The organism is uncultured Leifsonia sp. (genome assembly GCF_945957465.1).
In the GTDB taxonomy this organism is placed as follows: Bacteria; Actinomycetota; Actinomycetes; order Actinomycetales; family Microbacteriaceae; genus Leifsonia.
Map to the genome: position 1 here is coordinate 18,772 of NZ_CAMFLC010000037.1, position 14,881 is coordinate 33,652.

Annotated in this window: 18 protein-coding genes; 7 read left to right on the top strand and 11 right to left on the bottom strand. The window is 71.3% G+C overall.

Translation table 11 applies throughout. The features are described 5' to 3' along the window. Positions 1-67 precede the first annotated feature (67 nt). The 4 genes from Q0Q23_RS14940 (at position 68) to Q0Q23_RS14955 (ending at position 5,970) form a co-directional block, all read left to right on the top strand. Positions 68-2,893, top strand: a complete 2,826-nt coding sequence (locus Q0Q23_RS14940) for a hypothetical protein (protein WP_295125646.1) — start codon at positions 68-70, stop codon at positions 2,891-2,893. Positions 2,894-3,039: 146 nt separating this feature from the next. Further along, on the top strand, positions 3,040-5,298 hold the full coding sequence (locus Q0Q23_RS14945; protein WP_295125649.1) for a glycoside hydrolase family 3 C-terminal domain-containing protein: 2,259 nt from the start codon (positions 3,040-3,042) through the stop codon (positions 5,296-5,298). A 115-nt stretch (positions 5,299-5,413) separates the two neighbouring features. Beyond that, entirely contained in the window at positions 5,414-5,626 is a 213-nt protein-coding gene (locus Q0Q23_RS14950; RefSeq protein ID WP_295125652.1) for a hypothetical protein, read from the top strand. Continuing rightward, positions 5,623-5,970: a hypothetical protein gene (locus Q0Q23_RS14955; RefSeq protein ID WP_295125655.1), complete on the top strand. Its 348-nt coding sequence runs from the start codon at positions 5,623-5,625 to the stop codon at positions 5,968-5,970. Before Q0Q23_RS14950 ends, Q0Q23_RS14955 begins: the two co-directional genes overlap by 4 nt. 98 nt (positions 5,971-6,068) lie before the next feature. On the opposite strand, the gene Q0Q23_RS14960 is transcribed toward Q0Q23_RS14955, so the two are convergent. Both Q0Q23_RS14960 and Q0Q23_RS14965 read right to left on the bottom strand, forming a co-directional pair. Continuing rightward, positions 6,069-6,269 (bottom strand): hypothetical protein, encoded by a 201-nt coding sequence (locus Q0Q23_RS14960; RefSeq protein WP_295125658.1) that lies wholly within the window; start codon positions 6,267-6,269, stop codon positions 6,069-6,071. 51 nt (positions 6,270-6,320) lie between these two features. Then, entirely contained in the window at positions 6,321-6,623 is a 303-nt protein-coding gene (locus tag Q0Q23_RS14965) for a hypothetical protein (RefSeq protein ID WP_295125661.1), read from the bottom strand. Positions 6,624-6,712: 89 nt separating this feature from the next. On the opposite strand from Q0Q23_RS14965, the gene Q0Q23_RS14970 reads away from it, so the two are divergent. Beyond that, positions 6,713-7,084: a cupin domain-containing protein gene (locus Q0Q23_RS14970; protein ID WP_295125664.1), complete on the top strand. Its 372-nt coding sequence runs from the start codon at positions 6,713-6,715 to the stop codon at positions 7,082-7,084. Between the two features lie 27 nt (positions 7,085-7,111). Here Q0Q23_RS14970 and Q0Q23_RS14975 read toward each other — a convergent pair whose 3' ends face one another. The 6 genes from Q0Q23_RS14975 to Q0Q23_RS15000 all read right to left on the bottom strand — a co-directional run bounded on the left by Q0Q23_RS14975 (position 7,112) and on the right by Q0Q23_RS15000 (position 11,727). After that, positions 7,112-7,762 (bottom strand): HAD family hydrolase, encoded by a 651-nt coding sequence (locus Q0Q23_RS14975; protein ID WP_295125666.1) that lies wholly within the window; start codon positions 7,760-7,762, stop codon positions 7,112-7,114. A 183-nt stretch (positions 7,763-7,945) separates the two neighbouring features. Beyond that, a complete protein-coding gene (locus Q0Q23_RS14980) occupies positions 7,946-8,641 on the bottom strand; it encodes a hypothetical protein (RefSeq protein WP_295125668.1) in 696 nt (231 codons plus the stop codon). 36 nt (positions 8,642-8,677) lie between these two features. Beyond that, entirely contained in the window at positions 8,678-8,926 is a 249-nt protein-coding gene (locus tag Q0Q23_RS14985) for a hypothetical protein (RefSeq protein ID WP_295125671.1), read from the bottom strand. 71 nt (positions 8,927-8,997) lie between these two features. Further along, on the bottom strand, positions 8,998-9,528 hold the full coding sequence (locus tag Q0Q23_RS14990; protein WP_295125673.1) for a GNAT family N-acetyltransferase: 531 nt from the start codon (positions 9,526-9,528) through the stop codon (positions 8,998-9,000). 53 nt (positions 9,529-9,581) lie between these two features. Next, complete coding sequence (locus Q0Q23_RS14995; protein WP_295125678.1) at positions 9,582-10,601, bottom strand: Gfo/Idh/MocA family protein; 1,020 nt, start codon at positions 10,599-10,601, stop codon at positions 9,582-9,584. A 121-nt stretch (positions 10,602-10,722) separates the two neighbouring features. Continuing rightward, a complete protein-coding gene (locus tag Q0Q23_RS15000; protein ID WP_295125681.1) occupies positions 10,723-11,727 on the bottom strand; it encodes a Gfo/Idh/MocA family protein in 1,005 nt (334 codons plus the stop codon). Positions 11,728-11,856: 129 nt separating this feature from the next. Between Q0Q23_RS15000 and Q0Q23_RS15005 the strand changes: the two genes are divergently transcribed. Both Q0Q23_RS15005 and Q0Q23_RS15010 read left to right on the top strand, forming a co-directional pair. Further along, positions 11,857-12,615, top strand: coding sequence for an alpha/beta fold hydrolase (locus Q0Q23_RS15005; RefSeq protein WP_295125684.1), 759 nt, complete (start codon positions 11,857-11,859; stop codon positions 12,613-12,615). 81 nt (positions 12,616-12,696) lie between these two features. After that, positions 12,697-13,011 carry a hypothetical protein gene (locus tag Q0Q23_RS15010; RefSeq protein ID WP_295125687.1) on the top strand — a complete coding sequence of 105 codons (315 nt, stop codon included), beginning with the start codon at positions 12,697-12,699 and terminating at the stop codon, positions 13,009-13,011. Between the two features lie 20 nt (positions 13,012-13,031). Here Q0Q23_RS15010 and Q0Q23_RS15015 read toward each other — a convergent pair whose 3' ends face one another. The 3 genes from Q0Q23_RS15015 to Q0Q23_RS15025 form a co-directional block, all read right to left on the bottom strand. After that, positions 13,032-13,874, bottom strand: coding sequence for a hypothetical protein (locus tag Q0Q23_RS15015; protein WP_295125690.1), 843 nt, complete (start codon positions 13,872-13,874; stop codon positions 13,032-13,034). Positions 13,875-13,918: 44 nt separating this feature from the next. Continuing rightward, entirely contained in the window at positions 13,919-14,182 is a 264-nt protein-coding gene (locus tag Q0Q23_RS15020; protein ID WP_295125693.1) for a Rho termination factor N-terminal domain-containing protein, read from the bottom strand. Between the two features lie 92 nt (positions 14,183-14,274). Then, positions 14,275-14,881 (bottom strand): hypothetical protein (locus tag Q0Q23_RS15025; protein ID WP_295125697.1); only part of this gene is annotated, 607 nt, incomplete at its 5' end.

Consider the following 14,881-nt stretch of genomic DNA (forward strand, 5'->3'; position numbering starts at 1 on the left):
TGCAGTTCAGGAGGTCGTGTCGACGTCCCCGTAGCCACCACCCGCCGGCCGCCGCTATCGTTCGGCCATGGCGCGGTCGCCTTCCGTCTTCGCGAAGCGCGGTCCGGCGGTCCTGGAGCTCAGGATCCACGGGATCAAGAACACGCCGCCGGGGGAGATGCTCGGCGTCGCGCCTGGCGACGTGCGCGCCGATCAGGCCGACGAGAACGGCGGCTTCTACGTGCCGACCGTCGACCCCGTCGACCCGGAGGACCCGGCGACCCCGCCGACCGTGATCCGTCGCGAGGCCTACTCGTGGGGGATGCTCGCACGCTATGGCGGCGGCGCCCTCGTGGCGGTCGGGCAGTTCTTCGTGCAGCTCGCCTGGCTGCTCATCCTGCCGTTCGGGCTGTGCAACACCGCCTACTGGACCCGACCGATCCCCGACCAGGCGCGCACCGGGGAGTGGCGTGCCGGGAGGGGCGCGGCTTCGTTGCGCGTGTTCGCGCTCGGCCTCACTCTGCTCTACGTGTGCGCGCTGGCCTCCGTGAGCCTCGACCTGATCGGCACGCAGTGCCTCGCGAGGCCGGCGCTGTGCCCGGCTCTCCCCGGTTGGGTGACCGGCTTCTTCGAAGCGCCGGGGCTCGACCACCGCGGGATCCGGGTCGCCGTGCTCTCGCTGGTCCCGATCGCGGGCGTGCTGTTGCTGTTCTTCGTCTCGCACCAGGCGCGCACCCGCTACGAGGCCGGCATCTTCGGGACCGTTGCGAAGATCCGCACGGCGAGCGACGTGAGCGGTGTCGCGGCCGGTCAGCCCGCCGCGCCCCGCCGGCCGCTCGCCACCGACGGCTTCTGGGGGATCACTCGGGTCAGGCTCCCGAGTGAGCTGCTCCATGTGGCCGCCGCCTTCTTCCTGGTCTCGCTGCTGATCGGCTGGGACGGCGTCTTCGGCTCGTGCGCGCCCGCCGGCCTGGATCTTCCGGCCGCCTGCTTCGATCCCGTCACCACGCCGCTGCTCGCCAGGTGGTGGCTGACCGCCGCTGCGGCGCTCGCCGCGGTCGGGCTCGTCGCCGTGGTGGCGCTCGTCGTGCGGCAGTCCGACACCACTGTCGCGGGCCGTGCCGAGCGTGCGATGGCGGGCGCCGGAGCGACCGAGCGCGACGAGCGCCGGCACGCGCTCATCCGGGCGAAGCTGCGCCGGCGCGACGGCGTGGCCGGTTGGATGCTGGTCGTGGCGGCGACGGTGTACGTCGTGGTTGCGGTTTCGGTCGCCGTGCCGGATGCGGCGGTCGACCGCCACGCGCCGTCGTTCCTCGGACTGGTGATCGCACCTTCGATCATCCTCGGCGTGCTGCTCGCGATCGCGCTCTCCGCGCTCGGCTGGCGGCGCGGGGTGCCGCGCTGGCTGTCCATCGGCGTCGTGGTCGTCGGCGGCGTCGCGCTGCTGGTCGCCGTCGTGTCGACGCCCCGCGATCTCCACCTGGCGCCGCCGACCGCAGCGGCGTACGGGATCGCCGCGCTGTGTGCCGCGCTGCTGACGGCGCTCGTGGTCTTCTGGCCGATGGGACGGCACCGCGGTTTCGCGTACCAGGGTTGGCGCGGCACCGGACCGGGCGTGATCATGCTGCTGTCGCTGGGTGCGGCGATGCTGCTGTCGACGCTGCTCGTCCTGGGCTCCCAGTGCGCGTTGGCCTCGACGGGATCGGCGCCCGTCTGCCCGCTGAGTCCTGGCGGCCTCACGACACCGGTCGCGTACCGCAACTTCGGCGGCATGGTGCCGGTGCTCGCGGTGCTCCTGGCGGTGTTCGTGCTGGTGGTGGCGTTGCTGCGGATGCGCACGACGCCGCGCCTGACCACGCCGGAGACCATCGGCGGCCGTGCGCTCCGCGAACCGCTGCGCGCCTATCGTGACGGCAGGGTGCCGCTGGTGAAGTCGGCGGGCAAGCTCGACTTCCGGATGCTGCGGGCCCGCCGTTCGGCTGCGCTGTTCCACCGCGGCGAGCCGGTGCTCGGGGTGTTGGCGGGGCTTCTCGCACTCGGCGTGGTCGTCGCGATCGCCCTGCCGCAGCCGCTGCGGCCGGCGTTGCTCGACCTTGCGCTGCCCGCCCTGGGGCTGATCGCCGTCGCCGCCGTGGTCACCATCGCCGAGAACGCCCTGACCACGAAGGAGCGCCCGATCGGCGTGATGTGGGACCTGATGTGCTTCCTGCCGCGTGCCGGTCACCCGTTCGGCCCGCCATGCTACGCCGAGCGCGTCATCCCGGAGCTGCGCGACCGCATCGTCGCCTGGCTGGAGGCCGACCTGGCGGCGGGCGGAGTGGAGGACCGCCGCACGGCGGAGCAGCGCGCCCGCGACGAGCTGAGAGCGCTGACCACCCGGCAGCGCCGCAAGGTCATCCTCAGCGCGCACAGTCTCGGCGCGGTGCTCGCCGTCTCGGCGATCTTCACCCTCGGCGCCGACACGTCCGGCGGTCTCAAGAACCTGGGACTCCTCACGTACGGAACGCAGCTGCGCGCGTACTTCGGTCGGTTCTTCCCCGAGCTGTTCGGCCCGGAGGCGCTGGGCACGCTGCCCAGCCGCGGACCGTCGCTCTGGAAAGCGGATCCCTGGTTGCGGCAGGTGATCGAGGATCACGGAACCGACGGCTCCGGAGGCCGCGACATCGACCTCCGCGACAAGCCGACCCTGCGTGAGCTGCTCACGCAGCCCGACGGCCGGGTGGCCTGGGTCAACCTGTGGCGCCGCACCGACTATCTCGGGTTCCCCGACGCATCGTTCAAGGACAACGAGATCGATCGCGGAGCCGACGAGTTCGGCCCGCCGCTCTACCTCGTCAAGGTCGCCACCCATCCCGGTTACCAGGCGTCGTCCCAGTACATGGGCGCCCTCCGGGACCTGATGCGGCGGGTGTGAGCGCCGCTTCCGCCGTAGATTCGTCACGAATGCGACTTTTCGTGCCACGAATCGCGATATTCGTCACGAATGTCTGTGGCGCGGCATATCAAAAACCGACTGGTGTAAGGTATTGCCCGACCCGCGACCGTCATCGAAGGAGAATCATGGTCGACCGCCTCACCCGTGCATCCGAATTGACCCTCGAAGAGAAGGCGTCGCTCACGAGCGGTCGCAGCTTCTGGTCGACCGAAGCGGTCGACCGCGCCGGCATCCCGTCGATCTACCTCACCGACGGCCCGCACGGCGTGCGCAAGCAGGCGCAGGGAGGCGACCACCTCGGCATCGGCGACAGCGTGCCGGCGACGTGCTTCCCGCCGGCCGTCGCCCTCGGCTCGTCGTGGGATGCCGAGCTGCTCGAGCGCGTCGGCAGGGCGCTCGGCGAGGAGGCCAAGGCCGAAGGGGTCGGCGTGCTGCTCGGTCCTGGCATCAACATCAAGCGCTCACCGCTCTGCGGACGCAACTTCGAGTACCTGTCCGAAGATCCGATCGTCTCCGGACGGCTCGGCGCGGCACTGGTGCGCGGCCTCCAGTCGCAGGGCGTCGGCGCTTCGCTCAAGCACTTCGCCGCGAACAACCAGGAGACCGACCGGCTGCGGGTCAGCGCCGACGTCGACGAACGCCCGCTGCGCGAGATCTACCTGCGCGGCTTCCAGCACATCGTCGAGCAGACCCAGCCGTGGACCGTCATGTGCTCCTACAACCGCATCAACGGCGTCTACGCCAGCGAGGACCCGTGGCTCCTCACGAGCGTGCTGCGTGAGGAGTGGGGTTTCGAGGGCCTCGTCGTCTCGGACTGGGGTGCCGTGAACGACCGCGTGAGTGCCCTCGTCGCGGGCCTCGACCTCGAGATGCCGTCGAGCGGCGGCGTGACCGACGCGCGGCTGGTCGCCGCGGTGCGCGACGGCTCGCTCTCCGAGTCGGTGCTCGACACCGCCGCCGACCGCGTCATCGAGCTGGTCGAGAAGGCGCTCGCCGGCGCCGACGCCGATGCGACCTACGACGCGGAGGCCCACCACGCCCTCGCCCGGGAGGTCGCGGGCCGAAGCGTCGTCCTGCTCAAGAACGACGGCGTGCTGCCGCTGTCCACCGCCGCCGGCCGCACGATCGCCGTGATCGGCGAGTTCGCCCGCACGCCGCGCTACCAGGGTGCGGGCTCCTCCCAAATCGTGCCGACCCGACTCGACAACGCCCTCGACGAGCTCGTCGCGCTCGCCGGCGACGCGACGGTGACCTTCGCACCCGGCTACGCGGTCGGTGGCGCCGAGGCGGTCGACGAGGTCGCCCTGACCGCCGAGGCGGTCGCTGCAGCTGCAGCGGCCGACGACGCCGTGGTGTTCCTCGGCCTCCCGAGCGAGGACGAGTCCGAAGGCTTCGATCGCGAGCACCTCGAGCTGCCCGCCGCGCAGACCGCGCTGTTGGAGGCCGTCATCGCTGCCAACCCGCGCGTGACCGTCGTTCTCTCCAACGGCGGCGTCGTCCGCGTCTCCGGCTGGGCGGACCGCGTGCCGGCCATCGTGGAGGGCTGGCTGCTCGGTCAGGCGGGCGGCGGCGCGATCGCCGACGTGCTGTTCGGCGTCGTCAACCCGTCCGGCCGGCTCGCCGAGAGCATCCCGGTACGGCTGGAGGACACCGCGTCGTATCTCAACTTCCCTGGCGAGAAGGGTCATGTGCGCTACGGCGAGGGCCTGTTCGTCGGGTACCGCGATTTCGATGCCCGCGGTCTGGATGTCAGCTTCCCGTTCGGTCACGGCCTCTCGTACACCACCTTCGCGTTCGGTGCGCCGGTGGCGACCGCGAACGCCGACGGCGCGCTCCGCGTGTCCGTGGACGTCACCAACACGGGCGCGCGCGACGGCCGGGAGGTCGTGCAGGTCTATGTGTCGGTCCCGGGCTCGCGGGTGCAGCGGCCGGTGCGCGAGCTGAAGGGGTTCGCGAACGTGGCCGTGGCGGCGGGAGCGACCGAGACGGTGGTGGTCGAGGTCCCCGCGGCCGACCTCGCCTACTTCGACACCGAGCTCGGCGGCTGGGTCGTGGAGGGCGGAGACTACGTCGTCGAGGTCGGAGCGTCGTCCCGCGATCTGCGCGGATCGGCCACGGTCGCCCTCGCGGGCGACGGCCGCCGAGCGCCACTGACGGTCGACTCGACGCTCGGCGAGTGGCTCGAGCACCCGGTCGGCGGCCCGATCCTGATGGCGGCGCTCGCGCAGGGCGCGGAGACCCAGGGCATGGGTGCCATGCTGGCCGACCCGGGGCTGCGCCGGATGGCCGAGTCGATCCCGTTGATCCGCGCGGCATCGTTCCCCGGGAGCCCGGTCACGCGGGAGCAGCTCGACCAGCTCGTGGCCGCCGCGGCCGGCGCCTGACGGCCGGCGCCTGACGGCCGACGCCTGGGCGATAGCTGACGCACGAACGGTACGCCCGTTCGCGACGCGATGAACCCCCTTGCGAGTGCAGGGGGGTTCGGCGTTCGGTGGCGGCATGGACGAAAAGCGTGACGAGCAGGATGCGGTCACCGGCCACGACCCGACGAACGGACTGGCGGGCGACCTCGAAGGAGACGACGGCGGCGCCGAAGTGCCCACCGCGCACCAGAATGTGATCCAGGACGTGATCGCCGACCTCGACCCGGACCGACCGGTGGACGAGGACGACGACTCGGCCACGTCGTACAGCGAGGAGGGCAAGCCGTGAGCGACACGAGAGGACTCCCGAACACGGACGCGCAGGGTGTGCCCGTCGAGGACGATCCCGAGCGCTTCGAGCGGGGAAGCGGCCAGACCGACGCCGGCTCGGAGCACGACGCCCAGGCGTCCGAACCCGCTGAGACCGAGCAAGGCCAGGGCGCCGACGGCGGGGGCCGGACGACCCCCGAGGGAGCCGAGGACGTGACGGACGCCCAGACGCAGAACGCCCAGACGCAGAACGCCCCGGCCGGCGACGCCGGCGGCGCGGAGCCGCCCCCCGCCGACTTCGACCCGGCCCAGCAGCCGTCGAATCCCGACATGGTCAAGAACGTCGAGCCGCCGGACGAGTGAGTCCGAGCCGCTCACCGAAGTGACTGCGGCCCCGCCCACGTCATCCCTGGGCGGGGCCGCTCCGCGTCCACGTCCGGTCGGCCGCCCGGTGGAGGCGCTCAGCGCGTGCCGGCGTTACGACCGCCGTACAGCCACACCGCGCCGACGGCCAGCCCGATCGCGAGCATGCCGATCCCGACGCCGAGGATGGGGGCGTCCCCGGTGCGCGGCACGATGAGGCCGACGACGAACAACACCGCCCCCAGGTTGAGCAGCACCGCGGCCACCCAGCCGAGCGTCCTGCGCAGCGCTGCGTTCATCCCCGGTATCGTAGCCCGCCGCCCTGCGCACGACGTGTGCGCGCGCGGGGATCAGGCGTCGCCCTGGTTGCCGGTGGCGGCGGGCTGCTCGTCGTCGAGGGCTTCGTTGATGAGCGACGCGACCAGAGACTTCCAGTCCGACCCCTCGTGCAGGGTTTCGGAGTAGCCCAGCGGGATGGCGCCGAACACCGGTTCGTGCTCCTCGCCTTCGACCGACACGCGCACGAGCCTGCCCAGCTGCGCGTGCGAACCGTCCAGGACGACCCACTCGCCCGGCGCCTTCTTCTCGACGTGGAAGATCCGTTCGCGGTAGGGGAAGCGGACGCTCGACATCTCGAGTTCGCTGGCGGACATGGCCATCCTTCCGTCGGTTGATGCTCTCACCGTGCATCAAACGCCTCGCGACCGGTGCTTGGCAAGATGCCGCGGCCTAGGCTGATTCCATGAGCGGTACCGTCCACAACCTCGATGAAGCGTTCGCCCTCGTTCCGGAGGCCTGGCAGCCGCACCGGTTGACCAGCGTCAACGACTACGACGTCAAGGTGGCCCGGTTGAACGGCGAGTTCGTCTGGCACGCGCATCCCGACACCGATGAGCTGTTCCTCGTGGTGTCCGGCCGGCTGACCATCGGGCTTCGCGACGGCGACGTGGAACTCGGCCCGCACGACGTGTTCGTCGTGCCTCGAGGCGTGGAGCACTGCCCGCGAGCCGACGAGGACGCGCTCGTGGTCCTGTTCGAGCCGAAGGGAACCGTCAACACCGGCGACCGCCCGGGCGACCGCACGAGCGAGCTGCGCGAGCTTCCCGAAGGCTGACCTGACGCGGGCCGCGACCGCTGTTCGTCAGAGCAGGTCGTCGAGCGCCGCCAGCAGCCCCGCGGGGCCGTCGTAGACGCTCCGCGCTCCGGCATCGAGGAGCTCGCCCGCGCCGACCCCGCCGCACAGCACACCGAGCGAGCGGATGCCCGCGCGGGCCGCGGCGGCCATGTCCCACACCGAGTCGCCCACCATCAGCGCATCGGACGCCGTCGCGTCCGCGCGACGCAGGGCGACCTCCAGGATGCCGGGGTCGGGCTTGGCCTCGTCGACGTCGTCGGCCGAGGTCACGGCATGGATGGCGTCGTCCGCGTCGATCGCCTCCCGTAGCAGCACGAGCTCGTCCTCCGGCGCGGAGGTGGCGAGCACCACCCGGATGCCGCGCGCGTCGATCGCCCGCAGGAGGCCGGCCGCGCCCTCGAAGGCGCGGAGCCGGTGCGTCGATGCGCGGTAGTGCTCGCTGTGGAGGGACTTCGCGCGCTCGGTCCAGGCGTCGTCGTGCTCGCCGGCCACATCCCGCAGCAGCCGGGCCGAGTCCTGCCCGATCGCCCGGTGGATCCGCCAGGCATCCACGGTCACGCCGAGGTCGGCGAACGCGCGCTTCCAGGCGTCGACGTGCAGATAGTTCGAGTCGACGAGGGTTCCGTCGACGTCGAAGAGTACGGTTCGGACGGTCATGCCCCCTGTGTACACCCGTATCCCCGAAGCGGCCCGCGTGGGTCGAACCCCGGGCCGTTCGCGTGCATCCAGCGGATCGCGCGGCGCACGGTGTCGGCCGACCGGGGGCGCCTGAAGAGGTGGCGGCCGTCATCGCGTTCCTGGCCTCGCCTGCCGCGCCGTCCGCCGATCAGCGCCGCGCAATCAGCCGATCAGCGACACCGCGCGGGCGATCACGAGCGCGAGGAGAACGAACCCCGCGAACGACTCCAGCGCCATCAGCAGCTTGGCCCGGTGGGTCAACGGCATGGTGTCCGTCGGGCTGAACGCCATCGAGTTCGACAGTGAGAAGTAGAAGTAGTCGATGTAGTTCGGCACCCAGTCCGCCCTCTGGCTGGAACCCCGCGCGACCTCGTCCACGTCGTCCTGGTCCTCGTCCTGCGGGAACCGGAAGTCGGCCGGTGGGATGTCCGTGCGCTTGAGGGTGATCCGCGCGACCGGGCCGCCGCGGTCCATCGTCCAGTAGACGAGCCCGAAGGCGATGACGTTGGTGATCCAGACCTGCAGGGAGGCCAGGAGCAGCTCCGAGCCGTTGCCGTGCTTGTTCAGCAGCCGCACGATCGTCTCGACGAACGCGATCTGATTGGCGGCGAGGATCAGCACCGCGACGGCGATCTCGGCGCGGCGCGACCACTTCGACTCGCGGGTGAGGCGGTGCGGGTTGTAGATGACGAGTGAAACCAGCATCAGCACGCAGACCCCGACGACAGCCAAGCGCGCGAACGGAGGCACGACGCTCGGAAGGAGGGCGTACGCCAGCAGCGCGACCATGGTGCCGATCGTGGCGGGCCAGCGGTGCTCAGGGGCGACGCGTCGTGGGCGGCCGGCTTCGTCGTTCACCCCGTGGACAGTACGCCGAGCGCGCCCTGCGGGGAATCAGTTGAAGATCGCCCACTCCGAACGGCTCAGTTTCGCCCGCTGTCCGTTGATGACCAGGTACCAGCTGTCTTCGTCGCGATGGAGGTATTCGGCCAGCATGGTCGTGTAGCGCCATTCGCCGTTGACCTGAGACCAGCGGATCAGAGAGATGAGCTGGCCTTGACGCAGGTAGGGTACCGCGACGAAATCGTCGCGGTGCGGATGCTCGGGACCCCTGAGCTGGCCCCCCGCCTTCGGAGTGCTCATGCGTCACTTTAACCCCACGGACCACCCTTTGGGAACAGTTTCTGCTCAGGAGATATGCAATAGATCGTGTGTCAATCGGCCGCCGTCGGTGTGCTCAGTCCGCGTGTCCAGACGGTGAGGGGCCGGCCGTCGACGTAGGTGCCCGAGCGGAACCTCCGGAAGCCGCAGCGCGTGGCGACCGCCTCGCTCGCGGCATTGCCGTCGAGGGTGCTCAGCCAGACGACCGTCTCGCCCTGGCCGGCGAGCCATCCGGTCAGAGCGGTCACCGCGGCGGTGATGAGGCCGCGTCCGCGGCCCTCCGGCCGCAGCGCGTAGAAGACTTCGAATCCGTCGTCCGACTTCCCGAAGCCGACCGTGCCGAGGGCGTCGCCCTGCTCGTCGACGACGTAGCGGATGCCGTGGCCGGCGTCGGCGGCCCGCACGTTGCGTTGGGCGCGGAGGCGGGCGCCGTCCTCGTCGAGGTCGGCCGGGTACATCGTCCATGGCGGCACATCGTCGACGCGCGTGAGCTGCAGCTCGATCGCCCAGTCGTCCTCTTCGAGGCGCCTCAAGACGACGCCGGGGTGGGCGCGGAGGTCGAGGCGGAGCGGGAAGGAGTCCATGGCAGGAGGCTACGCCCGGGCCGCGGCGGACGGCCGCCGCGGCCCGGCGCGCATCAGTGCGTCGCGCTGAGCGCCGGGACGGCGGCCACGGCGCGCGTGCGCGCGGACTCGTAGGCGCCGAGGATGATCCCGAGCACTTCGATGCCCTCCTTCTGCGTGTGCAGCGGACGGGTGCCGTCGAGGATGCTGCGCGCGAAGTGGTTCAGCTCCTCGCCGAACTGGTGCACGGGCTCCAGCTCGATCACCGTCGCATCCGCGTCGCCGCGCTTCGTGACGGTCAGGGTGGTGCCGTCGCTGCTGAGGCTCCCGAGCTCGCCGACCGCGGAGAACTTCTCGGTGCCCGGTGCGGCCTCGTACGCCCAGCTCGTGACCACGGTGCCGATGACGCCGTTGTCGAACCGCACGAGCACGGTGGCCGAGTCCTCGCCCTCCATGAAGGCCAGACGGTGGGTGGCGAGCATCGCCGTGACCTCGACGGGGGCGCCGCCCGCGAGGTGCAGGAGCAGGTAGGTCGGGTGGTAGCCGGTGTCGATCAGCTCGCCGCCGCCCGACGTCGCGGCGTGCGCGCGCCAGCCCATGCTCGACGGGTCGAAGTCGTTGAAGAACGAGTCCGTCGTGCGCACCTCGTAGACGCGCCCGATGGTCCCGCCCTCGATGAGCTCCTTCGCTCGTGCCACCGCCGGCAGGAACAGCTGGTTGTGCGCGCACATCAGCGTGACACCGGCCTCCTCCACGGCGGCGGAGACCTCGGCGGCCTCCTCCGGCGTCAGGCAGAGCGGCTTCTCGCACAGGATGTGCTTGCCCGCCCGGGCGGCCGCGACGATGGCGTCCTTGTGGAGGTGGTGCGGCAGGCAGATGTCGACAGCGTCGATGTCGGCCTCGGCGAGCATGGTGAGGTAATCGGCGTAGACGGCGGCGCCGGCCGCCTCGGCGCGCTTCTCGGCGCTCTCGCGCACGGGGTCGGCGACGGCGGCGAACGTGATCGTGTCGGGGTTGCGCAGGTAGCCCTCGACGTGGGCGCCGGCGATACCGCCGGCTCCGATCAGGCCGATGCGGACAGTGTTTTCAGACATGAAGTCTCCAAGAGTCGAGTGTGCCGAAGGGCACGTTGTTGTCGTGTGAAAGGACGCGAAGTGACAACGACGTGCCCTTCGCGGGGAGGGATCAGCGGGGATTGGATCAGCGGGGAATGGGTCAGCGGGACGCGGTGACGGCGGGGACGGCAGGGGCCACGGCGGCGTGAGCCGTGGCCGAGGCGTTCGCCGCCACGACGGTGCGGGTGAGCGCGAGTGCGTGGTCGAGATTGGCGTCGGCCCTGCTGCCGTCGTGGATGCGGCGCACCCATTCGTCGAAGGCACCGGGCTCGTCGTCCGGCAGCGGCAGCTCATGCCACCCGTCGCCCTCGTCGACCAGGAGGCCGCCGCCGGCCGCGCCGTAGGTCAGCGCGCCCTTCGTGCCGCGCAGCTCGATCGTGAAATCACCGGGACCCTGCACGAGGCTGGCCTCGAAGACGCCGATCCGCCCGCCGTCGAACTCCGCCGTGACCACTGCGTTGTCCTCGACCTCCCGGCCGGTGACGCTGCCGTAGGTCGCGGTGATCCGCGTCGGCTCGGAGCGATGGAAGAGCCGCGTCAGGTAGGCGGGGTGGCAGCCGAGGTCGGTGAGCGCCCCGCCGATGGCCTCGGCGGGGTTGCCGAACCGGTCGGGCAGCCAGCCGGCGACCCATCCGTCGTGGGCGAGCCGCACCCGGCTGTACGCGAGTTCGCCGAGGGTGCCCTCGTCGAGCACCTTCTCGATCGCGAGCGTGTACCCGTGGTAGAGCCGCGGCAGCGAGACCACGAGCGACACTCCTGCGGCGTCGGCGGCCGCGACGAGCTCGTCGGCCTCTTCGACGGTGGGCGCGAGCACCTTCTCGGTGAACACGTGTTTGCCCGCCGCGACGGCGCGCCCGATGACGTCGCGGTGCTGATCGGTGGAGGTGGTGATGGTGACGGCGTCGAGCCCGTCGCGGGCCAGCAGCTCGTCGAGGTCGGCGACGAACTCGACGCCGAACTGCTCGGCGGCGGCGCGTCCGCGCTCGGGATCGTCGTCCCAGACGGCGACGAGGGTGGTTCCGGGATGGTTCTGGGCGGCGCGGGCGTAATCGCCCGCGTGCACGTGCCAGAAACCGATCGCAGCGACAGCGAGTGGATGGGACATGACCTGTGAAGGCCTCCTTGCCTGGTATTCGATGCGCGCGAACAGACCAAGCCTAACCACTTCGCGCCGTGCACCGAAGACCTTTTGCTGTATTGCCAACAGAAGTTCGCAAGGGTGTACCGTCTGGCTGTGACGCGCATCCCCCTGCACCACGAATGGCACGGAGACGAGGACTCCCCGCAGCCGCCGCTGCTGCTCATCCACAGGGGCGGGTCCACGATCCCGTCCAACTGGGGGAGGCTGATCCCGCTGCTCGAGCGGGGCAGGTCGCTGCTGGCGGTCGAGCTGCAGGGGCACGGTCGCACCCCGGTGGGCGACCGGGAGCCGTCGTTCGAGGCCTCGGCCGACGACGTCGACGCGCTGCTGGCCGGACTGCGGCTCGGGCCGGTCGACGTGCTCGGCTTCAGCAACGGCGGGCAGGTGGCGCTGCAACTCGCAGCGCGGCATCCCGAGCGTGTACGCCGGCTCGTGCTGGCGTCCACGCCGGTGCGCCGCGACGGGATGGTCGACGGGTTCTGGGACGGCCTCGCGGGCGGACGGTTCGAGGACATGCCGCGGGTGTACGTGGAGGCCGACCTCGCGGTGAGCCGCGACCCGGAGCACGCGCGCCGGATGTTCGAGCTCGACCGGCGGCTGATGCTCGGCTTCACCGACTTCCCGGACGAGCTGATCGCGTCGGTCGTCGCCCCCACCCTCGTCGTCGGAGCCGATCGGGACGTCATCCGTCCGGGCCATTTCGTGGAGCTGGCGGCGCAACTGCCCGACGCCCGGTTGCTGATCGTGCCCGGGGTCCACGGCGACTACCTCGGCGAGGCGCTCGCCGCCGCCGGTGACGACCGCGCACTGCGCGCGTTCCTGCCGCACCTGACGGGATTCCTCGAGGACTGAACGGTTATAGGTGTTTCGTACCGGTGTCAATCCCCTTTCTTCGCATGCGCGGAAGGTAGGGGTCTGAGGCACTATGGGGAGATGGGAAAACTGCTCTACGGTGCAGGTCAGGAATATGACCTCGACGACCGGGTGCTGAGCCACATCAAGCTCGCGATCGTCGCCAAACTGCGCCGGCACGAGAGCTTCCTGCTCAACTGGGATGTGCCCGTCGACCAGGGTTCGGGCCGCGTCTCGCTCTGGATCAGCCGTGAGATCCCGCTCTCGTTCCAGTTCTCCGGGAGCCGCCCGCCGGCGATCAACGGCCAGTGGTTGGAAGCGCTCATGCACACCTCGCAGCGCACCGGGGGCATGATGGTGATGGCCGAGGACGAGGTGGGGCACCACCTGCCTTGACCCGACCGGCGCCCCGGGGCTCAGCCGCCCCGGGCCTCGTCGAGCGCCCGCTCGGCGTCCCGCACGGCGCGCTGCGCCTCGGGGATGCGCTTGCGCAATGCGCGCTCGGCGGCCTTCGACTCCGCCAGCTCGGCCTCGGTGCGCTGCAAGCGGCGGTCGAGGGAGGCCCGCTCGGCCTCCAGATCGGCGCGTCGGTCGACCTCCTCGTCCAGTTCGTCGTCGAGGGCCTCGGCTTCGGAGCGCGCCCGCTCGAGCGCCCGCTTGGCCGCGCGGACGGCGCGCTGGCGTTCGCGGCGCTCGCTCGCGGACTCGCGTGGCGCCGGCTCCGGTTCCGGTTCCGGCTCCGCGGCGGCCGGCGCCTCGGGAGGACGCGGCGGCCCGGTCAGCTCGGCCGCGTCGAGCGGCACCGCCACCGCATCCGCGATGTCCACCGACTCCACGCCGGTCGACTCCAGCGGGCGCACCAGCATCCCGCTGCGCACCGCGGCGGCGGCCGCCGGGTCGATGACAGCCGCCTGCAGAGTCTCCTCGACCTCCCGGCCGACCGCGGGGCTCGCATCGAGGTCGCGCAGCGCGGCCTGCAGCATCCGTTGGCGCTGACGGGTCACCTCGCGGATCGCGTCGCGGTCGCGGGCGGCGAACGCGTCGCGCATGCGGTCGCCGAGCGCGAGGAGGCGGTCGATCAGCGCGGGATCGCTGCGGGTCAGCGCGTTGACCGCGGCGGCCGCGGCGGTCGGCTTGCGGAGCGCTTTGATCTCGGCGCGCAGGGAGCGATCCGCGTCGGCTGCCGCAGCGGCCCGTGCGGCGACGAACTCCGCGGGAGCGACCCCGTACAGGTCCGCGGCCACGTCGCGCAGGTCCATGGCGCGAGTGTACGCGCTCGCCGCCGGCGGAGGGGCGGCGCCGGTCAGTGGTTGCGGAGTTCCTTCACCAGCTCCGATTTGTTCTTCTTGGAGTAGCCGGTCAGCCCGAGCTCCTTCGCGCGCTTCTTCAACTCGGGTACGGTCCAGTCGTCATACGACCCGGACTCGCCTCCCGCGCGGCCGACCGACCGGCGCCCACGTGCCGCGGCGGCGTTGGAGATACGCGCCGACTTCTCCTTCGAGTTGCCTTCGTCGCGGAGCTTCTCGTACAGCCCCTGGTCATTCAGTGAGGTTTCCCGTCCCGGCATGGTTGCTCCTTTCGTCGTGCAGCCCGCACGGTACACGCAGAAGGACCCGCGGCCGACTGGTCGCGGGTCCTTCGTGCGTGGTGAACGGAACGCTATGCGCGCGGTGCCTTCGACGCCTTGATGGCGGCGAACCAGGCGCTCGACGGGCGCAGCCAGATCAGCACGACGGCGACGATCGCGGCCAGCACCTGCAGCAGGCCGAACGGGAAGCCGGGGATGACGTTCAGCAGCGAGAGCGCGGTCAGCACGGTCAGCACGATCCGGGCCCAGTTCGCCCCGCGGCGCAGGAAGAAGGCGAAGAGCACGAAGACGATCGCCCAGAAGATCAGCGTGACGATCGACCAGCCGATGGCGAACGCGATCACCGCGTTGACGACCTGTTCGGCGCTCTGCCCGTGGAGGTCGGCGTTCGAGTTCGCCAGCTGGCGGAGCGCGGCGGCACGGTTGCTTCCCGCGCCGACCACCGTCACGATGCCGCCGATCACGCTGAGCACCGCGCTCGCGATGTACAGCCAGAAGGCCGTGTTGACCGTCGTCGGGATGCCTGTCGGCGCCTCGGCGGGCGCCGCGGGAGCGGCCGAGTACCCCGGGAACGCGCCGGGAGGCGGCGGGGGAGCCGCGGGGAAGCCGCCAGAAGCGGGCGTCGCCGGCTCGGGGGTGACGGGCGGGGCCGGGGGAGCGGGCGGCACGTCGCCGGCG